Below are 21,894 nucleotides of genomic sequence, written 5' to 3'. Positions count from 1 at the left end.
CTCGCGGGGGTGCGAGGCGCATCATGAAAGGAATCCGGGCGCGATGACCTTACGATCGGAAAGAGCGCTGGACGACCTCGACTGGCGGCTCGTCGAAACGCTCCAGAGCGACGGGCGGCTCTCGTTCAAGGAACTGGGCCGCCGTGTGAACCTCTCCGCCCCGGCGGTCGCCGAACGGGTCCGGCGGCTGGAGGAGGCGGGTGTCATCACCGGGTACCGCGCCCAGGTCGACGCGCGCCGTGCCGGGTACGACCTCCAGGCGTTCGTCGAAATGCGCTGCTCTCTCGGCAGCTGTCTGCTGCGCACCAGCAAATCCGACGACTACCCCGAGGTGGTCGAACTGCACCGGCTCAGCGGCGACCGCTGCACCATGCTGAAGGTGCGGGCCGTGTCGCTCGAACATCTCGAAGGTCTCTTCGAACGGCTGGGCAAACACGGCGAGATCCGGTCGTCGGTGGTGCTCTCGACGCAGTACGAGGGCAGGCCGGTCGGGCCGCCGGTCGAGGACTACCTGAAGGCGACCAAGAGCGAGGGCTGGAGCGTCTGAACAGGGGCGCGGAGACCGATCAGGAATCGAGAAGCGGCGGCGGCCCGCGTTCACCTAGCGTGATCACCGATGAGGACGAACGGCTCGGAGCTGGTTAGATCGAGCCGGTGAGGCTGACGGAACGTACACGCGGCCCACGCGAGGATGGAGAGACGATGCGCAAGACCACCAAGCCGCAGCCGCCCGAGGAACACCCCGCCGACAGCCACGACCTGATCCGGGTACTCGGCGCGAACGAGAACAACCTCAAGAACGTCGCCGTCGAGCTGCCGAAGCGACGACTGACGGTGTTCACCGGTGTCTCCGGGTCCGGCAAGAGCTCACTGGTCTTCGACACGATCGCGGCCGAGTCGCAGCGGCTGATCAACGAGACGTACAGCACCTTCGTGCAGGGCTTCATGCCGACGCTGGCCAGGCCGGAGGTCGACGTGCTCGACGGCCTGACCACCGCGATCATCGTCGACCAGCAGCGGATGGGCTCCGACCCCCGCTCCACGGTCGGCACCGCCACCGACGCCTACGCGATGCTGCGCATCCTCTTCAGCCGGATCGGCAAACCGCATATCGGCTCGCCGCAGGCGTTCTCCTTCAACGTCGCCTCGATCTCCGGCGCGGGCGCCGTGACCGTCGAGAAGGCCGGACGGACCACGAAGGAACGCCGCGAATTCAGCATCACCGGCGGGATGTGCGCCCGCTGCGAAGGCCGGGGCAAGGTCAACGACATCGACCTCACCGCCCTGTACGACGACACCAAATCCCTCAACGAGAACGCGCTGACGATCCCCGGGTTCTCCATGGACGGCTGGTACGGCCGCATCCTCCGCGGCTGCGGTTTCTTCGACCCCGACAAGCCGATCAAGAAGTACACCAAGCGGCAGCTGGACGATTTGCTCTACAAGGAACCGGTCAAGCTCAAGATCGAGGGCATCAACCTGACCTACTCGGGGCTGATCCCCACGATCCAGAAGTCGTTCCTGGCCAAGGACCGCGAGGCGATGCAGCCGCATATCCGCACCTTCGTGGACCGGGCGGTCACGTTCGCCGTCTGCCCCGAATGCGACGGGAGCCGTCTCAGCGAGCTCGCGCGGTCTTCGAAGATCAAGCGGATCAACATCGCCGACGCCTGCAGGATGCAGATCAGCGACCTCGCCGGCTGGGTCCGCGGGCTCAAGGAACCATCGGTCGCGCCGCTGCTGGAGAAGCTTCAGCACACGCTCGACTCCTTCGTCGACATCGGCCTCGGCTACCTCTCCCTCGACCGGCCGTCCGGCACGCTTTCGGGTGGTGAGGCGCAGCGCACGAAGATGATCCGGCACCTCGGCTCGTCGCTCACCGACGTCACCTACGTCTTCGACGAACCCACCATCGGGCTGCACCCGCACGACATCCAGCGGATGAACAACCTGCTCCAGCAGCTGCGCGACAAGGGGAACACGGTGCTGGTCGTCGAGCACAAGCCGGAGACGATCGCCATCGCCGACCACGTCGTCGACCTCGGCCCCGGCGCGGGCACCGCGGGCGGGACGATCTGCTTCGAGGGCACCCTCGAAGGCCTGCGCGCCAGCGACACCATCACCGGCAGGCACCTCGACGACCGGGCGGCGCTCAAGGACAGCGTCCGCGAACCCACCGGCAAACTGGAGATCCGCGGCGCCGACCGGCACAACCTCCGGAACGTGGACGTCGACGTCCCGCTCGGCGTCCTCTGCGTCGTCACCGGTGTCGCGGGCTCCGGCAAGAGTTCGCTGATCCACGGCTCGATCCCCGCCGCCGAAGGCGTGGTCTCGGTCGACCAGACGCCCATCCGCGGCTCGCGGCGGAGCAACCCGGCCACCTACACCGGCCTGCTCGAACCGATCCGCAAGGCCTTCGCCAAGGCCAACGGCGTGAAGCCCGCGCTGTTCAGCGCCAACTCCGAGGGCGCCTGCCCGACCTGCAACGGCGCGGGCGTCATCTACACCGACCTCGGCATCATGGCCGGTACCGCGACCACTTGCGAGGAGTGCGAGGGCAAGCGGTTCCAGGCGTCGGTGCTGGAGTACACCTTCGGCGGCAAGAACATCAGCGAGGCACTCGAAATGCCGGTGTCCGAGGCCGTGAAGTTCTTCGGCGAGGGCGAAGGGCGCATCCCGGCCGCACACGCGATCCTCAGCAGGCTCGACGACGTCGGGCTCGGCTACCTCAGCCTCGGCCAGCCGCTCACCACGCTCTCCGGCGGTGAACGGCAGCGGCTGAAGCTCGCGACGCACATGGGCGACAAGGGCGGCGTCTACGTCCTCGACGAGCCGACCACCGGTCTGCACCTCGCCGACGTCGAGAACCTGCTCGGCCTGCTCGACCGGCTCGTCGACGCGGGCAAATCCGTGATCGTGATCGAGCACCACCAAGCGGTCATGGCGCACGCCGACTGGATCATCGACCTCGGCCCGGGTGCCGGCCACGACGGCGGCAAGATCGTCTTCGAGGGCACACCGTCCGATCTCGTCGCGGCCGCTTCGACGCTCACCGGCGAGCACCTGGCGGAGTACGTCGGCAAGTGACGCCCCTGATCACGCGAGTTACGCCTCTGATCACGTGAGTTACGCCTCTGATCACGCGAGTGCGGAGTTGCGCTAATCCTCGGCTTCGAGCCCGTCGCGATCGGCCCACTCGAGCAGGGTGTCGAGCGAGTACGCCGTGTCGTCGATGCCCGCGTGCAGGTCGCCGAGTTCGGCGAAGCGCGCGGGCACGGTGGCGATGGTGAACTCGCGCGGCTCGACGTCGTCGATCTCGTCCCACCTGATCGGGGTCGAGACGACGGCTTCGGGCACGCCGCGGACCGAGTAGGCGCTCGCGATGGTGTGGTCCCTGGCGTTCTGGTTGTAGTCCACGAACAGCTTCGCCGGGTCCCGGTCCTTGCGCCACCAGGTGGTGGTGACCTCGTCGGGCATCCGGCGCTCGACCTCGCGGGCGAAGGCGAGCGCCGCCCGGCGGACCTCCTGGAAACCCCACCGCGGTTCGATCCGGACGTAGACGTGCAGGCCGTGTCCGCCGGAGGTCTTCGGCCAGCCGGTGATGCCGAGTTCGTCCAGGATCTCGCGGACGGTGCCGGCGACCTTCCGCACGGTCGAGAACGGGCAGTCGGGCATCGGATCGAGGTCGATCCGCCACTCGTCCGGGCGTTCGGTGTCGGCGCGGCGGGAGTTCCACGGGTGGAACTCGACGGTCGACATCTGCACCGCCCAGATGACGTCGGCGGGATGCGTGACGCACAGTTCGTAGGCGTGCCTGCCGGAGGGGAAGTCGACGCGGACGGTCTGGAGCCAGTCCGGGGCACCGTTCGGGACCCGTTTCTGGTGGACCTTCTCCCCCGAAACCCCGGACGGGAACCGGTGCAGCATGCACGGCCGTTCCCGCAGCGCCCGTACGATCCCGTCACCGACCGCGAGGTAGTACCGGACGAGGTCGAGCTTCGTCTCACCCCGCGCCGGGAAATAGACGCGATCCGGGTTGGAGACGCGCACCGTCCGGTCGCCGACCTCGATCTCCACCGCCGCGCTTTTCGCCATACAGGCAAACTAACCCGAAAGCCGCCTGCTCGCGCCTCTTCGCCTCGGCTGGTGGTGAACGTCGAACTCTGATGTCGTGAAGGGCCCCTTTGAGACCTTCAACGTCTCAAAGGGCCCTTCACGACATCCCCACGACCGCGAAAACTCACGTGAGCGTCTGCCCGGAGTTCTTCACGTACATGGGGAAGGTGTGAAGGTCGAGTTTCCTCGGCTGAGCCGAGGGAAGGGGGCCTTCACGCGGCATCGTCGTGGCTGGTGGGGTCACCGAGGCTGGAGGGCGGTCCCGGGGCGGGTGAGGGGAACTTTGGGGGACCCTGGGTCCCTCAAGGAGTCCTTCACGGACCTGCGATACCGGCTCCCTGGCGCCCCACATCCGCGTCCGCTCGATCCGGAACGGCGCTCTGCCAGGATGACGGCATGGCAAGGACACGCGCGGAGGCACTGTCCCGCGAGCGCATCGTCGAAGCCGCCGTCGAACTGCTCGACGCGGCCGGCGAGCGCGGGCTGACCTTCCGGACGCTGACCGAACGCCTCTCCACCGGCCCGGGAGCGATCTACTGGCATGTGCCGAACAAGGGCGCGCTACTCGACGCCGCGACCGCGTCCGTCGTCGGCGCCGCGCTGACCGTCGAGGCCACGGGCTCGCCCCTGCGAGAGATCCGTGCGATCGCGCTCGGCCTGTTCGACGCGATCGACCGGCATCCTTGGCTGCCCCCGCAACTCACCGCCCAGCTCTCGCGCAGCCCGTGGGGGTCGGTGACGCCGCGGATCTTCGAAGGCATCGGCAGGCGGGTCAGCGCGCTGGGCGCCCCCGAAGCCACCTGGTTCACGGCGACCTCGGCGCTGGTGCACTACATCTTCGGCGCCGCGGGCCAGAACACCGCGAACTCCGAGGTGCTCGGGCCCGGCGTGGACCGCGCGGAATTCCTCCGCGCCGCGGCGAACGCGTGGGAAGAGCTCGATCCCGCCGAATTCCCGTTCCTGCGGTCGATCGCCGACGAGGTGCGCGAGCACGACGATCGGGAGCAGTTCCTCACCGGGATCGATCTCATCCTCACCGGTATCACCGGCGCCGAGCCCGGTGGATCGTCGCGACCATGACGGCGAACACCGCGCCGAGGAAGGTCACGTCCACCGCCGGGACCCAGCGCACGTCACCGTTTTTGAGCACATAAGCGCCGACGGGTCGCGCAGCGAGCAGGAAACCGCCGCCCTCGCCTTCCTTGCCCTGTTCGGCCCCGTGCCCGCCCCCTCCGCCGCCGACGACGTTCGCGGCCGGGATGATCACGACGCCGTCCTTCTCCACGGGCTCGCCGTAGACGCGCCGGACGGTGAGGTTGTCACGCATGACGCCGACGACCTTCTCGAGTCCCATCAGGCCCCCACCCTGTCCAGTTCCAGCGCGATCGCGTCCCGCAGGAGACCCCGCGCCCTGTCCAGCTCCATCGAACCAGAAAGCCACCGCTCGCTGAGTCCTTCGACCAGGCTGGTCAGCCGTTCCGCGGCGTCTTCGGCCTCGGCGCCGGTGTCATGGACGCGGCTGATCACCTCGGCGACCTCGGCCACCCAGATCCGGGTCGACTCCGCCAGCGGTTCGCGCAGTTCGGGGGTGAAGACCGCGCTGGCCCGCAGTTCGCCCCAGGCGGTGCTGTTCTCCTTCACCGCCTGCGTGTCCTGAAGCTCACCGAACAACATCAGTTCCAACTCGGCGCGCGGATCCGCCGCCTCCGCCGCGGCCTCTTCGGTGTACGCCGCGGCGCGATCGCTGACGAACTCCAGTGTCTTCCGGAGCAGCCCGGCCCGGTTGGTGAAGTGGTAGTAGATGAGCGACGTCGAGATCCCGGCCTCGGCCGCGATCTTCTCGACCCGCAGGCCCCGCACACCGCTGCGCGCGATCACTCGCACGGCCGCTTCCAGGATCTTCTGCTGACGTTCGAACACAGGTCTCACTCTAGCGCATCCTGACTGAATTTTCAGTCAGGATGCTAGAGTGTCACAACCGGCCCGCCCAAGGAGTGCAAAGTGTTCGATTCGTCCCTTCCCCGCCGCACGGTTCTGCGCGCGATGACAGCGGCCGGCGCCGTCGCCGCCGGAAGCGGGGCGTGTGCGGATCCGGCAGGAACCCCCGCCGCGCCGACGGCGGGCCGCAGGCTCGGCGCCGAATGGGAAAGCCACACGCGCACCTATCTCTCCTGGCCCGCGTCGAAGTCCATCTGGGCGGAGGATCTGCCCGCCGTCCGCGAGGAGATCGCCGGCCTCGCCAAAGCGATCGCCGGCTTCGAACCGGTGGTGCTGCTCGCCCGGCCCGAGCACGCCGGCTCCGCGCAGCGGGCGTGCGGCGACACCGTCGAGGTCGTCCCGATCCCGGTCGACGACCTGTGGGCACGCGACACCGTCCCGGTGTTCGTGGAAGAGGCGGGCAAGGTCGCAGGGGTCGACTTCAACTTCAACGGCTGGGGCGGCAAACAGAAGCCGCACGACAAAGACAACGCCGTCGCGAGGTCCGTCTTGGGCGAGTACGGCCTGGCCCGCAGCGGAACCTGGATCACCGCCGAGGGCGGTTCTTTCGAGACCGACGGCGCCGGCACGCTGATGGTCACCGAAAGCTCACTGGTCAACGACAACCGCAACAAGGGCAGGAGCCGCCAGGAGATAGAAGACGAACTGAAGAAGGTGCTCGGCGTCCGGAAGGTCATCTGGTTCGCGGGCGTCCGCGGCGAGGACATCACCGATGCCCATGTCGATTGCCTGGCCCGGTTCACCGCGCCCGGCGTCGTCCTCATGGACAAGGCGGCGCCCGGCTCCCCGCCCGATTCGTGGTCCCGCGCGGCCGATCAGGCGAGGTCGGTGCTCGCGAGTACCGCCGATGCCGACGGCAGACCCTTCACGGTGATCGATCTCGTCCAGCCGGATCCGGAAAAAGTCGAGGGCTACGGCGAAGACAGCGTGATCTCGTATGCCAATTTCTACGTCGCGAACAAGTCGGTTTTCGTGCCGGAGTTCGGCGACGCCACGGCGGACGAACGCGCGCGACGGGTCCTGGGCGAGCGGTTACCCGGCCGCGAGATCGTGCCGGTGAAGATCTCGGCCATCGCCTCGGGCGGCGGCGGGATCCACTGCGCGACGCACGATCAGCCGGGTCAACCTTCCTGAGGCAGCACTGACATCACTTCGGACACCGGCCGCAAATGCTCCTCCAGCAACCGTGACGCCTCTTTCGCGTCGTGGTCGTCCAGAGCGGCGACCAGCGCCCGGTGTTCCTCGTTGATCACCGTCAGCCGTTCCGGGCGTGCCTCCAGCGCGCGGACCGTGACCCGCTGCTGCCGCGAACGCAGGGTGTCGTAGAGCTCGGCCAGGACGGTGTTGCCCGCCGCGTTCACGATGGCCCGGTGGAATCGGCGGTCGAATCCCGAAACGGCGAACCAGTCGCGTTCGGCACCGGCGCTCGCCATCGCTTCGATGAGTTCGGGCAGTTCGACGGGAGCGCCTGCCCGGTTCGCGCAGAGCGCCGCGATGGCGTGCCCTTCGATCAGCCGCCTGCTCTGGTAGACCTCTTCCAGTTCCCTGGCGGTGACCGTGCGCACCTGAGCGCCTTTGCGCGGCAGGAGGCTGATGAACCGCTCGGCCGCCAGCCGGTGGAACGCCTCGCGCACCGGCGTCCTTGACACGCCGACCACGCCGGAAACCCACATTTCGTCGAGGAAACGGCCGCCTTCCAGCTTGCCCGAGATGATTCCGTCGCGCAGCCACGTGTAGACCCGCTCGCGCGCCGGGCCGCCCCCTTCGGCGGTCACAGTCATCTCGTTTCCCCTCTATGCCGTTACTTTCCGCGACTGAGCCTACACCTGGACCAGCCAAGTATCCATCATGTATACAAGAGTTCCACTTATTGGAAGGGGTCCCATGGTGCACGTCGCGGTGGCGCAGTTCGCGCCCGGCAACGACAAAGAGGCCAACCTCGCGCGCGTCTCCTCCCTCGTCGGCGAAGCGGCCGACCGCGGCGCGCGGGTGATCGTGCTGCCCGAGTACTCGCTGTTCACCGTACCGACGATGAGCCGCGAATTCGTGACCTCGGCCGAAGAACTCGACGGGCTGTTCGTCACCGAGCTGCGCGGTCTCGCGAAGGACCGGCAGATCACCGTCGTCGCGGGCATCAACGAAGCGCTCCCCGATGGCGAGCGGATCTCGAACACGCTGGTCGCGGCCGGTCCCGACGGAGCGATCGCCGCGCTCTACCGCAAAATCCACCTGTACGACGCCTTCGGCTTCCGCGAATCGGAACTCGTCCGGCCCGGTGACATCGAAGCCCCGGAGACGTTCGCGGTCGACGGGATCACGTTCGGCCTCCAGACCTGCTACGACCTGAGGTTCCCGGAGGTCACCCGCCGTCTGGTCGACGCCGGCGCCGACGCGGTGCTGCTGCCCGCGGAGTGGATGCCCGGCCCGCTCAAAGAGGACCACTGGACCACGCTGGTCCGGGCGCGGGCGATCGAAAACACGATCTACCTCGTCGCGGCGGGACAGGCCGCACCCACCGGCTCGGGGCACAGCATGATCGTCGACCCGATGGGCGTCGTCGTCGCCTCGCTCGGCGAACGCACGGGAACCGCGGCCGGGGAGCTCTCCGCCGACCGGATCGCCGAGGTACGGGCCAAGAACCCGGCACTGCAACTGCGCCGGTTCGCCGTCACCCCGAAGTCCTGAGTATCTTCTGACCCGGAGGTCCGTTCGTGAAGACACGCCCTCGGGCGTGGTGACGCGGCTTCCGTTCGCCTGGGTGCCGGGTGGCCGCCCGGCACCCAGGCTCCGTTACCTCACGGCACCAGCAGTCCCCAGTGGACCGCCCACGGGACGAACAGCACCGCTCCGGCCAGCAGCAGGCCGACCCGGACTCCCCCGCGTTCCTTCTTCCGCCACCACGAAACCGCCGTCACCACACCGGCGATGACGACACCGATCGCGGCCAGCTGCAAGGTGAGCCAGGGCAGTGTCCGTCCGAAAAGGACCGGACCGGGTGCCATCGCGGCGCCCGTCGTCAGCGCGATGTAGTAGGCGAGGAAACCCGCCGTGGCGAGCAAGCCGGTCGACGCCAGCCAGCGTGCGGGCCTGGCGAGCGGGACTTCCTTGCGACGGCGGAACAACGCCGTCACCGGGTACGCGGCGAACGCCAGCAACGCCAGTGCCCACACCCCGATCTGCACCCACGGCGTCTCGTACCAGGCGAGCGGTGCCAGCGCGACACTCTGGCTCGCCTGCGGTGGCGGCGGGTCGGCGGACGGCTCGTTCCTCACTCCGTTCACCCAGGCCCCGACGAGGTCGAGGTAGCCGGGCGCGAAGCCGTCGAGCTTGTCGAAACCGTCCGTGGTCCGCCGGAGCCCGTGCTGGGCCTGCGGGAACACCTTCAGCGTGTACTGCCGGTTCCCCGCCCGTTCCAGTGTTTCCCGGAAGATCCGGACGGCCTCGCCGGGCGGGGTGAGCCGATCCAGTTCGCCCCACAGGCCGAGCACCGGCTGCCGCACCTTTTCCAGCACCGGCACCGGGTCGTATCCGGCCTCCGGGAACGCGCCGGCGCCCGCGAGGGTCCGCATGTTCGTCGACGCCACCATGTCCACCATCGAGCCGGTGACCCCGCCGCGTCGCAGGTAAGTCTCGAACGCCCAAGACTGCTGGCGATCGGGCGAAACCCCATTCGCGCCGACAGTGACCACGAAAGCGACGTCCTTCGACTTCGACGCCGCCAACGGCGCGACCCAGCCACCCTCGCTCAAACCCCACACCCCGACACGGGCGGGATCCACGCCCGGACGCGAGCGCAGCGCTTGCATCGCGGCGAGCGCGTCGTCGGCGAGGACCGAGTAGTTCCTCTCGAACAGCGAATAACCTTCGGTCCGCTTGTCGTAGATCAGGGTCGCGATCCCCGCCTTGGCGAAGGCTTCCGCCTCGGTGCGGTAGTCGTCCCGGTCGTGTTCGCCGGAGCCGTGCACCATGACGATGCCCGGTGCGAGACCGCCTCCCTGCGGAGCGACCACCGTCCCGTGCAAGGTGACGCCGTGGCTGGTGAACGAGACGTCGCCGTCCGGAGCGGCGGCGGGCACCGGTGAGGAGACCACCACGACGGCGGCCGCGAGCAGCGCGCCGATCATCGCCTGCTCACCCGGACCACGTCGAGCGACGGCGACGCGAGAATGTCCTTCTCGCAGTACCGTTCGGTGACCCATTGCTTGCGCGAGTACAGCTCCGTCTGGTCGCTGTGGTGCGCGGACTTCGGGTTCGCGGACTGCGAGTAGGTCAGCAGCGTCGTCGTGTCCGGGCAACCGGTGCCGTTGAACGCCACGACGTGCAGGTACGTCCCGCCGTGCGTGAACTCGGTGTACCCGCGGGCCGGATCCCATGGCCCGCCAAGGGAGTCGTAGACGCCACGTCCGGCGGTTCCGCCGCCCAGCGGGATCTTCCGGCCTTCGCGGACGACGTAGTGGTTGTCGCCATACCGTGCGTCGAGCGGGATCTTCGCCGCGTTCAGCTCCGCGACGGCGTCGGTGAGCGCCTTGCGGATCGCGGCGTTCCCCGTGTCGAGGGTGTTGGGCGTGTGGACCGGATCCTTGACGTCGAACGGGACCTTCCAGATCGACGGCCCCAGGCGATCCACAGTGGACCAGAACCGGTCGAACAGCAGCGCGCCCGGGCTGTCCGCGTCGGAGCGGCCGTCCCAGCCCGCCAGCGCGGCGCACGCGGCGTCCGTTCCCGGCATCGTGCGGCACATCGCGACGACGTCGGCCCGTACGAGTTCGGCGGCGTGATCCCGGTGCGAGAACATCAGGTCCCGCATCGCTTGCCCCGTGAAGCCGCCCTTTTTCAGCTGATCGGCGATCTCGACGAAACCGCCACGGGTCCGCATGTTCTGTTCGTTGCGAACCGGTCCCACGATCCTGGGGAAGCCGGTCTTCGGCTCGGCGGGGTTGAACAGCCAGTAACTGTCGTTCGAGTTCGCCAGGTAGTCGGCGCGGCTCAGGTTCGGCAGGCTGGACGGGCCGAAGACGCCCGGCCTCAACGCGTCACGGTCGCGGCCCCACGCGCAGGCCGTCCTGGAACCGTCGAGCACCGCGACCCCGTCGGCGTCGAACAGTTCCTTGCCAAGCGGGGTGTTGCAGCGCGAGGCCTTCTCGTCGGTGACGTGCGGGACCCCGTGGATCTGGCTGTACTCCACCCGGCCGCGATCGTCGGTGGCGAGGATGTTCATCCACGGCAGCCCTTGCGTCTCGCGGACCGCGCCGATCATCTCCCCCGCCGTCCGGCCGCGGGCGATCGCGAACATCGAGTTCGTCATGCCGAGGTTCCCGGCGTTCGCGTCCGCGATCGCGAAAGCGCTCGACGCCGTCCACGGCAGTTCCCGCTGCCCGAGCCGGGTCGTCACCGGGCCGTACCTCGTCGTCCACTGTGGACGCACGACACGTTCCAAGGTCCCGTCCGCCTTATGGGACAGGACACTCACGTCGGCCCGCCGCATCTTCTCGGGCTTTCCGTCGACCAGGTAGGTCGTCGGCGATCCGGGTACGAGCTTCAGTTCGAACAGCGTGTACGTGCGGGTCGTGTCGGTGGCGGTGCCGCTCCAGGCGGCGGTTTCGTTGTGTCCCAGCCACATCATCGGGATACCGGGGATTCCGGCGCCGCTGACGTTGAGTTTGCCGGGCAGGCTCAGCTGCGACTGCCACAGCCTGGTCCCGCTCAGCTGCCATGGCAGATGCGGGTTGGCCAGCGAGACACCGCGGCCGTTCGCCGACGCGGCCGAGCCGATCGCGATCGCGTTGCTGCCGATCCCGGTCTCCCCGAGCATCTGCTCGGTACCGGCGCCCGCCGGCGGTGCACCAGGCAGCGACGCGGTGATCGAATCCGCGACCCCGCCCTGGCCGAAGATCATGCCGACCGCGTGGCTGTGCCGGTACACGTCCAGTTCGGTGATCGGCTTCAGCCAGCCGGCGCCCCGGCAGGCCGGGTCGGTGATCTCGCCGGTGCGCAGGTACTTGTTGACCCCCTCGGCGTAACCGCGGATCAGCTCGCGGACCTCGCGGTACGGCCCGCGAGGCGCGGGCTCCGACAGCAGCCGCTCGAGCACGCCGCTTTCGTTCAGACCTTGGAAGTACAGGTCGCTCGCGAGGTTCGAACTCGCCTGGCTCACCCCGCTCGTCGGCGGCGTGTCCGGGCCGAGCCAGCGAGACCGCTCCGCCCGGGTCGTGATCGCGACGTCCGCGATCGCGCAGAGGTTGTCCTTGGCCGCCGCGTACCCCTGCCCGAAGCCCAGGTTCACCCAGTCGTTCGCGACGATGTGCGGAATGCCGTACTCGGTATAGCGGATCGTGGCGTCCGCCCGGGATACCCCGTCCGGCGGTTGCGCGGCCGTCGCGGTCCCCGCCGCGAGCAGGCTCGCCGCGGCGCCGACGGCCGCGATTCTTTTCCAGAGCAGCATGCTGCTCCCCCTTTGCATGTGGAGTAGTTCGTGAAGACACGCCGTCCGGCGTGGTGACGCGTTTCCGGTGGCCGAGTGGCCGCTCTCCCACCGGTTTTCACTTCCCTTCCTGCACCTCCCCGTCGGGATCCGGGAACGCCGTCCAGCGCACGAACACCTTGCGCGCGCCAGGGCCGGGTTCAGGCCGCCAATAGCGGCGCAGCAGGTCCAGGTACTCCTCCCAGAACTGCTTGAGCTCTTCGAGGTTCACGTGGACCGAGCCGCGCGAGAACACCAGCGCGTCACCCCATTCGCCCAGCTCACCGCGACGATCGAGGAACCGCGCCATCTGCTCGAGGTCCTCGGTGAACGCGGCGCGCTGCGCCTCGTCGAACACCGCACGCATCTCGTCGTTCTGCTCGCTGTGCCGGGGCCAGCGGATGTCACGTTGCCGGGCACGCCACCAGCGCTCCTTGCCGTGCGCGAGTTCCGGCGCCTCCTCGACGAAGTCGTACTTCGCCAGTTCCCGCAGGTGATAGCTGGTCGCGCCCGAACTCTCCCCCAGTTCCTTGGCCAGCTTCGTCGCCGTCGCGGGTCCGCGGCCCAACGCCTCCATGATGCGGCGGCGCAACGGGTGCATCACCGCCTTCAGCACGGCGGCGTCGGCGATCTCTTCGGGGGGCGGCGGACCGGTCATGACACCAAGGTAGCCGTGCAAAGGAGATTGTGCAAAGACTTCTTTGCACGCGGTTCAGACCATGCCCTCGAAGCGACCGACGATTCTGCTGACGTTTCGGTGAACTCAGCGTGAAATTGACAACTTCACTACGAAGGTCTTGTGCCGGGCGGACGAAAACTCGACAGGTTCGCGGGTTTTTCGTTGCGTCGTCCCCGAAATTCGGTTGTATCGGATAGTTTTGCCCGGAGTCGACCTAGCGGGAGAAAACATGCCGAAGCACCGCCCTCGACAGACGGACAGGCTGTCCGCCCGGCACCGGACGGCCTTCGCGCTCGCCGGTGGCGCACTCGCCGTCCTGCCCGCGGTCACCGCGTCGGCGGGTCCCGACACCCCGATCGCCGCGCCGAAACCATCGGTACCGCAGAACCAGGCCGCGGCCTGGCAGCCGCCGGCGGGCACGGTCCCGGAGATCGCCGTCGACGGCAGCCTCCCCGAGCCGCCCAACCCGGATCCGCTGATCGTCCCCGGCGGCACCGGCAACGTCGGCGGCTCGTTCGCGCCGTCGGGCGCGCTCGGCATCCCCGCCAGCATGATGAAGGCGTACAAGAACGCGGCCGACATCCTCGCGAAGGAACTGCCCGGCTGCCACATCGACTGGGCGCTGATCGCCAGCATCGGCCGCATCGAATCGAACCACGCGCGCGGCGGCTACGTCGACGCCAAGGGCGACACCCTCGAACCCATTCGAGGCCCACAGCTCAATGGCGCCGGGCCCTTCGCCGCGATCCCCGACACCGACGGCGGCAAGTACGACGGCGACACGGTGTGGGACCGCGCTGTCGGCCCGACACAGTTCATCCCGTCGACGTGGAAGGGCTACGCCTCCGACGGCAACGGTGACGGCGAGTCGAACCCGAACAACATCTACGACGCGACGCTGGGCTCGGGCCGCTACCTCTGCTCCGGCGGCGTCGACCTGACGTCCGAGCAGACCCAGCGCGTGGCCGTGTACCGCTACAACCACTCACTGTCCTATGTGGACACCGTGATCCGCTGGGCGGTGGCCTACCGCGGTGGCGTCGCGACGATGCCGGACAGCCAGGTCCCCGTCGGCGCCCCCGATTCCCAGGACGTCGCCGCCGGCACGCCGGGCGGCCAGGTCCCGGTGCCGCCCCTGCCCGGCACTCCCGCGCCCGGTACGACCACGCCGCCGACCCCGCTGCCCGGCACATCGCAGCCGCCGAGCAGCACCACGCCGCCGAGCAGCAGTTCGCCCTCGAAGCCGAGCAGCACGCCGCCTTCGTCGACGCCTCCCTCGTCGACACCGCCTTCGAGCACTCCGCCGTCTTCGACGCCTCCGTCCTCGACGCCTCCGCCGTCCAGCACCACGACCACCCCGCCGCCGGCCTCGACCCCGGCCGGGGACACCGGCGAGACGAGCCCGACCAGCACCACCACCCCGGCCCCGTGACCACCCGCAATTCGTCACCTACTTGCCAGGACGCAAGTAGGTGACGAATTGCGGGGCGGGGTGCCCGGAATGTCCTGAAGCCCGCACGCGTTGTCGCTTCTCGTAGATCATCAACCGAGAGAAGCGAGACACGGATGTCGTCTTTCGTCATGACCGCCGAGGAACGGGAAGCCTTCCTGAGCGAGGTCCACATCGGGGTCTTGGCCGTGGAGCGGGAAGGACGGGCGCCGCTGGCCGTACCGGTCTGGTACGACTACGAGCCCGGCGGGGAACTCCTGATCTGGATGGACGTCGGTTCGGTCAAGGACAAGGCGATCAAGAAGGCGGGCAGGCTCAGCCTGGTCGCCCAGTCGGAGACGCTGCCGTACAAGTACGTGACGGCCGAGGGTCCGGTCATCGCGAACGACACGCCGCCGACCAGGGAGCAGGCGCTGAAGATCGCGCAGCGCTACCTGCCCGGCGACGAGGGCACGAAGTACGTCGACGGCGCGCTCAGCGACAACTCCGTGCTGGTCCGCGTCCGGCCGGAGAAGTGGCTGAGCAACGATCAGGGCAAGGCCTGACGAACTGACGGTGTCCCGGCGGCTTCAGGCGTGCCGGGACACCGTCGTTCAGCCCGCGATCGGCTCGAACTCGACGACGCTGTCGAGTGCCTTGCCCATCGCGGCGTTCCCTTCGCGTTCGATCATGATCTCCACCAGCACCGGCCGCGACGTCCGCTCGGCCTCCTTGCGCGCCCACTCCAGCGACGTCCGGATCTCGCCCGGCTCGGTGACGCGGGTGCCGGAGCAGCCGTAGGCCTCCATGACCTTCACGTTGTCCGTGCCGATCTTGTCGTAGTGGATGTCGACCTCGAAGTTCATCTCGTAGCCGGTCTCGGCCTGCCGGATGAGCCCGAGGTACTCGTTGTTCAGCATGATCAGCACGAACCCGACGTCGTACTGCGCGGCCACCGCCAGCTCCTCCACCAGGAACTGGAACGAGTAGTCCCCGACGACGCCGACGACTTCGGCCTCCGGTTTCGCCTTCTTGACACCGATCGCCGCCGGGATCTCCCAGCCGAGCGGACCGGCCTGGCCGCACACCTGGTAGTGCCGCGGCTTGTGCGCGCGCTGGAACTGACCGGACCAGATCTGGTACAGCCCGATCGCGGTGACGAAGTAGGCGTCCTCGCCGTAGAACTCGTTGATCTCCTTGAACACCCGGGGCGCCTTGATCGGCGTGTCCTCGAAGTCCTCGCGGCGCGGCAGGCTCTCCTTGAGTTCGCCGATCCGTCGCGGCCACGCGCGATCCCGCGCCAGAGCACGTTTCGACGCCGCCGCGATCAGCGCGTCCAGGAAAGCACCCGTATCCGACACGATGCCGAGGTCCGGCCCGAACACCTTGCCCAGCTGCGTCGGCTCGATGTCCACGTGGATGAACTTCCGGTCGCCCCGGTAGACGTCGAGGTCACCGGTGTGCCGGTCGCCGAACCGCGCTCCCAGCGCCAGCACCAGATCCGCTTCGAGGAAGGCCGCGTTCGCCCACCGCTGCGAGGTCTGGATGCCCGCCATACCGGCGAACAGTTCGTGGTCCTCGGGGAAGGTCCCCTTGCCCATCAACGTCACGCCGACCGGGACGCCGAGCAGTTCGGCCGCGGTCCACAGCCGGTCGCTCGCGTCGCCGAGCACCACGCCTCCGCCCGCGAGGATCAGCGGCCGTTCGGCGGCCAGCAGGAGGTCGAGCGCTCGCTCGACCCTGGCCGGCGACGGCGTCGCCTTCGTGACCGGCAGCGGCGAATCGATGCTGGAGTCCCATTCGATCTCCTGCCGCTGGACGTCGATCGGCAGATCGATCAGCACCGGGCCGGGACGGCCGGACCGCGCGATCCGGAACGCCTCGCGGAACACCCACGGCAGCTGAGCCGCCTCCTTGACCTGCACGGCCCACTTCGTCACCGGTTTGGCGATCTCGACGATGTCGACGGCCTGGAACGCCTCGGTGTGCAGCTTCCGCGAGTCGGCCTGTCCGGTGATGCACAGGATCGGGATCGAGTCGGCCTGCGCGGTGTAGAGCCCGGTGATCATGTTCGTCCCGGCGGGGCCCGAAGTGCCGATCGCGACGCCGACGTTGCCGGTGGTCCGTGCCCAGCCGTCGGCCATATGGGTCGCGCCCTCTTCGTGGCGCACGATCAGATGCTCGATGCCGCTGTCCTGCATCGCGTGATACAGCGGGAGGATCGCGGCACCGGGGCAGCCGAACGCGGTGTCGACGCCTTCACTGACCAGGACGTCGACGACGGCCTGCATGGCGGGGATTCTTGGCATGCGTCACTCCTTGTTTTCCGCGCCGGACAGCGTTTCGACGACCTTGAGCAGGGCGGAGTGATCGAGCGAGCCGTGCCCCATCGCCCGTCCGGCGGCGACGCGCTGGGCGACCAGCCCGGTGAGCGGCAACGCGACCTCGGCCTGCCTGGCGGCGGCGAGCGCGATGCCCATGTCCTTGTGGTGCAGGTCGATCCGGAAACCCGGCGCGAATTCCCGCGCCACCATGGACTTCCGCTTGAGTTCGAGGATCCGGCTGCCCGCCAGCCCGCCCGCGAGGACGTCCAGCCCGACGCCGGCGTCGACACCCGAGGCCTCGAGCAGCACGATGGCTTCGGCGATCAGTCCGTACGTCCCGCCGACCACCAGCTGGTTCGCCGCCTTGACGACCTGGCCCGCGCCGTGCGGTCCGACATGGACGATCGTCTTGCCGACCGACTCCAGGATCGGGAGCGCGGTGGCGAAGTCCGCGTCGTCGCCACCGACCATGATGGACAGTGAGGCCTGTTCGGCACCGGCCTGGCCACCGGAAACGGGTGCGTCCAGCACGCGGATCTCCCGTTCGCCCGCCCGCTCGGCCACCTCGATGGAGGTCTCCGGCCGGATCGTGCTCATGTCGATGAGCAAGGTGCCCGGCTTCGCCGATTCCAGCACCCCGCCCGCCGCGAGCACGACGGCCTCGACCTGCGGGTGGTTCGGCAGCATGGTGATGACGACTTCCGCGCCGGACACTGCGTCCGTCACCCCGTTCGCGGCCCAGCCGCCCGCGGCTTCCAGCCTCGCGAGCGCGTCGGCGTTCGTGTCGAATCCGCTCACCTCGTGGCCGGCGGCGACGAGATGTCCCGCCATCGGCCCGCCCATGATCCCCAGGCCGATGAATCCCAGCTTGGTCATGCCAGTCCCCTTCGTTCGAAAGGCAGCCACGACAGCGAACCCGCGCTCGGCCCGTCGGGTTTGTACTCCACGCCGACCTGCCCGCGGTAACCCGCCGCCTGCAGCTTTTCCAGGTATCCCTCGATGTCCAGCGTTCCGGTCCCCGGCTGGTGCCGCCCTGGGGCATCGGCGATCTGCACATGGCCGATCCGTCCGGTGTGGACGGTCGTGACCGTGTCGAGGTCGTCACCGTTGACCGCCAGGTGGTACAGGTCGGCCAGCAGCTTCACGTTGTCCCGCCCGAGTTCGTCGAGCACCTTCAGCACGTCGTCCGCGGTCTTGAGCGGGTACTTCTCCGCCCCCGACAACGGTTCCAGGACGATCTCCGCGTCGATCCGCGCGGCCGCGTCCGACGCGAGCGCCAGATTCGACAGGCCGAGCTTGTCCTGCCCTGCCGGGTCCGCGCCGTCGATCCGGTTGCCGTAGAGCGCGTTGAACCGGCGGCAGCCGAGCCGCTCACCGAGGTCGATGGCGGAAGCGACGCTGTGCGCGAACTCGTCCTCGCGTCCGGTCCAGGTGACCAGGCCGCGATCGCCGCCCGCCATGTCGCCGGGGAAGAAGTTCAGCCCGGTCACCGCGACGCCCGCCCGCTCGACCGACGCCACGAACGCGTCGACCTCGGCGGCGTCCGGCATCGCCGTCTCGAACGGCCACCAGTACTCGACAGCGGTGAAGCCCGCCGCGCGCGCCGCCTCCGCACGGTCGAGCAGCGGCAACTCGGTGAAGACCAGCGACAGGTTCAGCACGTACGGCAGCGCATGACGCGAACCGGCAAGATCAACCATCGAAACCTCTGCAATTTCGCTATGCGGAAACTTTCTTTCGTATATCGAGAATAGCCCGCTGACCTGTCCTCGGTCAACGGGCGGCAGGAAGCACAGAGAGGGAGAAGTGGGCAGCGAGGCGCAGGTTCTCCTGGTAGTGAGGGCCTCTTTGCCTACTCTGAGGGTAGGGAAGGAGGCTTTCGCTACCGTCGGATGTGGTCCCTGGTGACAGTGGGGCGGCTGCGGCCTCGGCGGCCGGTCGTGAAGTACATGAAGGCCCCCTTCCTTGCGCCTAGCGCAAGGAAGGGGGCCTTCATGTACTTCGGCAACGCGTGACTCGCGTGCCTGGACGCCGCACTCGCGAGTGCGGAGCCTGAACACGCGAGTTACGTCTCTGAACACGCGAGATCCGGGTCTGGGCACGCGAGCACGGTGTCGCGTCACCCAGCCCACCGTCTCGCCCAAGACACGCCACGTTTGCCTTACCCCTCAATAGAACCCGAATCCCCACTCACGACCCACTCGACCGTCAGCGGTTCTGGACGTGCTGCCAGCCGAAGCGGCCCTTGATGCAGAGGTTCCCGTGGGTCACCGAACTCTCGTGCGGAGAGGTGACCTTGACGATCTCGTTGTCCTGGACGTGCAGGGTGAGGTTGCAGCCGACGCCGCAGAAGGTGCAGACGGTGGTCGTCGCGGTCTGCCTGGACTCGTCCCAGGTGCCGTCCTCGCGTTTGTCGTGCTCGCGTTTGAAGCTCAGCGCACCGGTCGGGCAGACCTCGATACAGTTTCCACAGTAGACACACGCGCTGTCCGGGAGCGGGTTCGCGAACTCCGTCGAGATCCGCGCGTCGAAACCCCGCCCCGCCATGGTGATGGCGAAAGTGTTCTGCCACTGCTCGCCGCACGCGTCGACGCACTTGTAGCACTGGATGCATTTCCCGTAGTCGCGGACGTAGAGCTCGTTGTCCACTTTGACCGGCTGGCGCACCGTCGCCGCCGTCATCCCGTCCGGGATCTCGTGTTCCCCCGGACGCCGCTCGTCCCGGTCGTCCGCAGGCGGTGCGGGCGGCCCGAAACGCTCGGGTTCCGCACCGCTTTCGGCCATCCAGCCCGCGACGTCGGGTGTGGTGGACAGATCCGTCGCCGAAGCGAGGAGTTCGAGCACCACCTTGCGGCTGAGCCGCGTCCGATCGGTCTCGGTCCGCACCACCATGCCCGGTTCCGCCTTGCGGGAGCACGACGGCACGAGTGTGCGCGAACCCTCGACCTCCACCATGCAGACCCGGCAGGCGTTCGCCGGTTCGAGGGTGTCGCCGTAACAGAGCGTCGGGACGGTCTTGCCCGCCGCGGCACAAGCGTCGAGAATCGTCGATCCTTCGGGGACACGAACGGCCGCACCGTCCACAGTGAACTCGACGAGCCGTCGCGGAAGTCCAATTTCGACGATGGTCATGACCGCTCCTCCAGCGCGCCCAGCCGGTCGATCGCCGACTCGATGGCGTTCCACGCGGTCTGGCCCAGTCCGCAGATGGACGAATCCCGCATCACCTGGCCGACTTCGCGCAGGAGCACGAGATCGTCCCCGCCGGTACTCAGGCCGCGACCGCCGACGATCCGGTGCAGCGCCTCTTCTTGCCGCACGGTCCCGATCCGGCACGGCACACACTGCCCGCACGATTCGTCCCGGAAGAAGGCCGCGATCCGCAGCAGGAACCCGCCGAGGTCGGCCTGATCGTCCAGCATCAGCACGACACCCGAACCGAGGGTGGTGCCTGCCGCGCGGGCGTCCTCCATGGTCAACGGCAGGCTGGTCTCGTCCGGGCGCATGAAACCACCCGCCGCACCGCCGAGCAGGATCGCCCGGAGTTCCCGGCCATCCGGCACTCCCCCGGCCAGGTCGAGCAGTTCGCCCAGCGTCGTCCCGAACGGCACCTCGTACACGCCGGGACGCCGGACGTTGCCGGACAGGCAGAACAGTTTCGGCCCGGACGAGCGCTCGGTCCCGATGCGGCGGTAGACCTCGCCGCCCTCGGTGAGGATCAGCGGGACGTTGACCAGGGTCTCGACGTTGTTCACCACCGTCGGCTTGCCGAACAACCCCTTCTCCACCGGGAACGGCGGTTTGGTCCTCGGCTCGCCGCGGAAGCCTTCGATCGAGTTGAAGATCGCCGTTTCCTCGCCGCAGATGTACGCGCCCGCTCCCCGCCTGATCTCGATGTCGAACGAGAAACCTCGGCGCCCCATGATGTCCTCGCCAAGGAACCCTCGTTCGCGAGCGACATCGATGGCGTTGCGCAGCACCTTCAGCGCGCGCGGGTACTCACCGCGAAGGTAGACGTATCCCTTCTGCGCCCCGATGGCGAAAGCGGCGATCGTCATCGCCTCGACGAGCGCGAACGGGTCCCCCTCGATCAGCACGCGATCCTTGAACGTGCCAGGTTCGCTCTCGTCGGCGTTGCAGACGAGGTACCGGGTTCGCACCGGTTGCCTCGCGGTGGCGTCCCACTTCCGGCCGGTCGGGAACGCCGCCCCGCCGCGGCCCATCAGTCCCGAGTCGGTCACTTCGCGGATGACCCCGGCCGGACCGAGCAGCAGCGCGTTCCTCAACGCCGCGTAGCCACCGGACGCGCGATAGGCGTCCAAACTCTCCGGATCGACGACGCCTACTCGGCGCAACAGCCGTAGCCCCGGCTCTCCTTGCTGCGGAACGGAAACCGGTGATTCGTCCACTTCGGACATGCCGGCCGCGGCGCGGACGACGTCGCTAGTGGACGCAGGGGCGAGCAACCGTTCTTCGGCGGGATCACCCGCCTCGAAGGCCAGCGCCGCGGGGGCGCGTTCGCAGACACCGAGGCACGGGCTGCGGTGCCAGGTGAACCCGGCGGCGCCGGCGGTCTCGCTCAGCGCGTCGCACAACGCCTCCGCGCCGTTGACCCGGCACGCCAGGTCCGTGCACACGTGGACGACGCGCGGCGGCCGTTCCTTGAGCGAGAACAGCGCGTAGAAGCTGGCGACACCATACGCCTCGGCCGGCGGGACGTTCAGCCGGCGGCAGATGTGGTTCAGCGCTCCCTGGCTGATCCAGCCGATCCGGTCGTTCACTGCGTGCAACGCGGGAAGCAGCTGATCGCGGCCTCCGGCTCCGAGCGCGTCGACCGCCGCCCGCTCGGCGTCCGTCGGTTCGGCGTTCAGGAAGCGCAGGTCCATTC

General features: G+C 68.5%; 19 protein-coding genes. 7 read left to right on the top strand and 12 right to left on the bottom strand.

The features are described from left to right. The first annotated feature begins 43 nt into the window (after positions 1–43). Positions 44–547: an Lrp/AsnC family transcriptional regulator gene (locus DMH03_RS38275; RefSeq protein WP_125781852.1), complete on the top strand. Its 504-nt coding sequence runs from the start codon at positions 44–46 to the stop codon at positions 545–547. 155 nt (positions 548–702) lie between these two features. Next, positions 703–3,087: an excinuclease ABC subunit UvrA gene (locus DMH03_RS38270; RefSeq protein WP_125796881.1), complete on the top strand. Its 2,385-nt coding sequence runs from the start codon at positions 703–705 to the stop codon at positions 3,085–3,087. Between the two features lie 72 nt (positions 3,088–3,159). Here DMH03_RS38270 and ligD read toward each other — a convergent pair whose 3' ends face one another. Then, entirely contained in the window at positions 3,160–4,095 is a 936-nt protein-coding gene (ligD, locus tag DMH03_RS38265) for a non-homologous end-joining DNA ligase (RefSeq protein WP_125796880.1), read from the bottom strand. A gap of 417 nt (positions 4,096–4,512) precedes the next feature. On the opposite strand from ligD, the gene DMH03_RS38260 reads away from it, so the two are divergent. Then, on the top strand, positions 4,513–5,196 hold the full coding sequence (locus DMH03_RS38260) for a TetR/AcrR family transcriptional regulator (protein WP_125796879.1): 684 nt from the start codon (positions 4,513–4,515) through the stop codon (positions 5,194–5,196). Here the strand turns inward: DMH03_RS38260 and DMH03_RS38255 are convergent. Further along, positions 5,159–5,470, bottom strand: coding sequence for a sporulation protein (locus tag DMH03_RS38255; protein ID WP_125796878.1), 312 nt, complete (start codon positions 5,468–5,470; stop codon positions 5,159–5,161). The genes DMH03_RS38260 and DMH03_RS38255 overlap by 38 nt on opposite strands. Continuing rightward, positions 5,470–6,036, bottom strand: coding sequence for a TetR/AcrR family transcriptional regulator (locus tag DMH03_RS38250; RefSeq protein WP_125796877.1), 567 nt, complete (start codon positions 6,034–6,036; stop codon positions 5,470–5,472). Before DMH03_RS38250 ends, DMH03_RS38255 begins: the two co-directional genes overlap by 1 nt. Before the next feature lie 81 nt (positions 6,037–6,117). On the opposite strand from DMH03_RS38250, the gene DMH03_RS38245 reads away from it, so the two are divergent. Then, the gene (locus DMH03_RS38245; RefSeq protein WP_125796876.1) at positions 6,118–7,248 is read left to right on the top strand and encodes an agmatine/peptidylarginine deiminase; all 1,131 of its coding nucleotides are present in this window, start codon (positions 6,118–6,120) and stop codon (positions 7,246–7,248) included. Here the strand turns inward: DMH03_RS38245 and DMH03_RS38240 are convergent. Next, positions 7,236–7,895, bottom strand: coding sequence for a GntR family transcriptional regulator (locus tag DMH03_RS38240; protein ID WP_199749186.1), 660 nt, complete (start codon positions 7,893–7,895; stop codon positions 7,236–7,238). The two genes, DMH03_RS38245 and DMH03_RS38240, sit on opposite strands and share 13 nt — an antisense overlap. Before the next feature lie 103 nt (positions 7,896–7,998). Between DMH03_RS38240 and DMH03_RS38235 the strand changes: the two genes are divergently transcribed. Continuing rightward, entirely contained in the window at positions 7,999–8,799 is an 801-nt protein-coding gene (locus DMH03_RS38235) for a carbon-nitrogen hydrolase family protein (protein WP_125796875.1), read from the top strand. 110 nt (positions 8,800–8,909) lie between these two features. Here the strand turns inward: DMH03_RS38235 and DMH03_RS38230 are convergent, their stop codons facing one another. The 3 genes from DMH03_RS38230 to DMH03_RS38220 form a co-directional block, all read right to left on the bottom strand. Continuing rightward, entirely contained in the window at positions 8,910–10,238 is a 1,329-nt protein-coding gene (locus DMH03_RS38230) for a S9 family peptidase (RefSeq protein WP_125796874.1), read from the bottom strand. Then, positions 10,235–12,556 (bottom strand): penicillin acylase family protein, encoded by a 2,322-nt coding sequence (locus tag DMH03_RS38225; protein ID WP_125796873.1) that lies wholly within the window; start codon positions 12,554–12,556, stop codon positions 10,235–10,237. Before DMH03_RS38225 ends, DMH03_RS38230 begins: the two co-directional genes overlap by 4 nt. A 97-nt stretch (positions 12,557–12,653) precedes the next feature. After that, positions 12,654–13,232, bottom strand: coding sequence for a helix-turn-helix transcriptional regulator (locus DMH03_RS38220; protein WP_125796872.1), 579 nt, complete (start codon positions 13,230–13,232; stop codon positions 12,654–12,656). Positions 13,233–13,482: 250 nt separating this feature from the next. Between DMH03_RS38220 and DMH03_RS38215 the strand changes: the two genes are divergently transcribed. Further along, positions 13,483–14,685, top strand: a complete 1,203-nt coding sequence (locus DMH03_RS38215) for a lytic transglycosylase domain-containing protein (protein ID WP_125796871.1) — start codon at positions 13,483–13,485, stop codon at positions 14,683–14,685. Positions 14,686–14,819: 134 nt separating this feature from the next. Beyond that, the gene (locus tag DMH03_RS38210) at positions 14,820–15,248 is read left to right on the top strand and encodes a pyridoxamine 5'-phosphate oxidase family protein (RefSeq protein WP_125796870.1); all 429 of its coding nucleotides are present in this window, start codon (positions 14,820–14,822) and stop codon (positions 15,246–15,248) included. A 48-nt stretch (positions 15,249–15,296) separates the two neighbouring features. Here the strand turns inward: DMH03_RS38210 and gcl are convergent, their stop codons facing one another. The 5 genes from gcl to DMH03_RS38185 form a co-directional block, all read right to left on the bottom strand. Further along, on the bottom strand, positions 15,297–16,991 hold the full coding sequence (gene gcl, locus DMH03_RS38205) for a glyoxylate carboligase (protein WP_125796869.1): 1,695 nt from the start codon (positions 16,989–16,991) through the stop codon (positions 15,297–15,299). Between the two features lie 3 nt (positions 16,992–16,994). Beyond that, on the bottom strand, positions 16,995–17,882 hold the full coding sequence (locus DMH03_RS38200) for a 2-hydroxy-3-oxopropionate reductase (RefSeq protein WP_125796868.1): 888 nt from the start codon (positions 17,880–17,882) through the stop codon (positions 16,995–16,997). Continuing rightward, positions 17,879–18,706 carry a hydroxypyruvate isomerase family protein gene (locus tag DMH03_RS38195; RefSeq protein ID WP_125796867.1) on the bottom strand — a complete coding sequence of 276 codons (828 nt, stop codon included), beginning with the start codon at positions 18,704–18,706 and terminating at the stop codon, positions 17,879–17,881. The genes DMH03_RS38200 and DMH03_RS38195 overlap by 4 nt, the downstream gene beginning before the upstream one ends. 508 nt (positions 18,707–19,214) lie before the next feature. After that, positions 19,215–20,138 carry a 2Fe-2S iron-sulfur cluster-binding protein gene (locus DMH03_RS38190; RefSeq protein WP_125796866.1) on the bottom strand — a complete coding sequence of 308 codons (924 nt, stop codon included), beginning with the start codon at positions 20,136–20,138 and terminating at the stop codon, positions 19,215–19,217. Then, positions 20,135–21,892 carry an NAD(P)H-dependent oxidoreductase subunit E gene (locus DMH03_RS38185; protein ID WP_125796865.1) on the bottom strand — a complete coding sequence of 586 codons (1,758 nt, stop codon included), beginning with the start codon at positions 21,890–21,892 and terminating at the stop codon, positions 20,135–20,137. The genes DMH03_RS38190 and DMH03_RS38185 overlap by 4 nt, the downstream gene beginning before the upstream one ends. Positions 21,893–21,894: the final 2 nt, after the last annotated feature.

Origin of the sequence: Amycolatopsis sp. WAC 01376 (genome assembly GCF_003947415.1) — a bacterium.
Lineage (GTDB): Bacteria > Actinomycetota > Actinomycetes > Mycobacteriales > Pseudonocardiaceae > Amycolatopsis.
Note: the sequence above shows the minus strand (reverse complement) of the source record. Positions and strands in the feature narration are given on the sequence as shown.

What these genes read in the sequence shown, in the direction of transcription:
- DMH03_RS38185 (WP_125796865.1), bottom strand. Translation starts at nt 21,892, where the DNA reads ATGGACCTGCGCTTCCTGAACGCCGAACCGACGGACGCCGAGCGGGCG.
- DMH03_RS38275 (WP_125781852.1), top strand. Translation starts at nt 44, where the DNA reads ATGACCTTACGATCGGAAAGAGCGCTGGACGACCTCGACTGGCGGCTC.
- DMH03_RS38195 (WP_125796867.1), bottom strand. Translation starts at nt 18,706, where the DNA reads ATGGTTGATCTTGCCGGTTCGCGTCATGCGCTGCCGTACGTGCTGAAC.
- DMH03_RS38240 (WP_199749186.1), bottom strand. Translation starts at nt 7,895, where the DNA reads ATGACTGTGACCGCCGAAGGGGGCGGCCCGGCGCGCGAGCGGGTCTAC.
- DMH03_RS38270 (WP_125796881.1), top strand. Translation starts at nt 703, where the DNA reads ATGCGCAAGACCACCAAGCCGCAGCCGCCCGAGGAACACCCCGCCGAC.
- DMH03_RS38225 (WP_125796873.1), bottom strand. Translation starts at nt 12,556, where the DNA reads ATGCTGCTCTGGAAAAGAATCGCGGCCGTCGGCGCCGCGGCGAGCCTG.
- DMH03_RS38260 (WP_125796879.1), top strand. Translation starts at nt 4,513, where the DNA reads ATGGCAAGGACACGCGCGGAGGCACTGTCCCGCGAGCGCATCGTCGAA.
- gcl (WP_125796869.1), bottom strand. Translation starts at nt 16,991, where the DNA reads ATGCCAAGAATCCCCGCCATGCAGGCCGTCGTCGACGTCCTGGTCAGT.
- DMH03_RS38215 (WP_125796871.1), top strand. Translation starts at nt 13,483, where the DNA reads ATGCCGAAGCACCGCCCTCGACAGACGGACAGGCTGTCCGCCCGGCAC.
- ligD (WP_125796880.1), bottom strand. Translation starts at nt 4,095, where the DNA reads ATGGCGAAAAGCGCGGCGGTGGAGATCGAGGTCGGCGACCGGACGGTG.
- DMH03_RS38230 (WP_125796874.1), bottom strand. Translation starts at nt 10,238, where the DNA reads ATGATCGGCGCGCTGCTCGCGGCCGCCGTCGTGGTGGTCTCCTCACCG.
- DMH03_RS38200 (WP_125796868.1), bottom strand. Translation starts at nt 17,882, where the DNA reads ATGACCAAGCTGGGATTCATCGGCCTGGGGATCATGGGCGGGCCGATG.
- DMH03_RS38190 (WP_125796866.1), bottom strand. Translation starts at nt 20,138, where the DNA reads ATGACCATCGTCGAAATTGGACTTCCGCGACGGCTCGTCGAGTTCACT.
- DMH03_RS38210 (WP_125796870.1), top strand. Translation starts at nt 14,820, where the DNA reads ATGTCGTCTTTCGTCATGACCGCCGAGGAACGGGAAGCCTTCCTGAGC.
- DMH03_RS38220 (WP_125796872.1), bottom strand. Translation starts at nt 13,232, where the DNA reads ATGACCGGTCCGCCGCCCCCCGAAGAGATCGCCGACGCCGCCGTGCTG.
- DMH03_RS38255 (WP_125796878.1), bottom strand. Translation starts at nt 5,470, where the DNA reads ATGGGACTCGAGAAGGTCGTCGGCGTCATGCGTGACAACCTCACCGTC.
- DMH03_RS38235 (WP_125796875.1), top strand. Translation starts at nt 7,999, where the DNA reads ATGGTGCACGTCGCGGTGGCGCAGTTCGCGCCCGGCAACGACAAAGAG.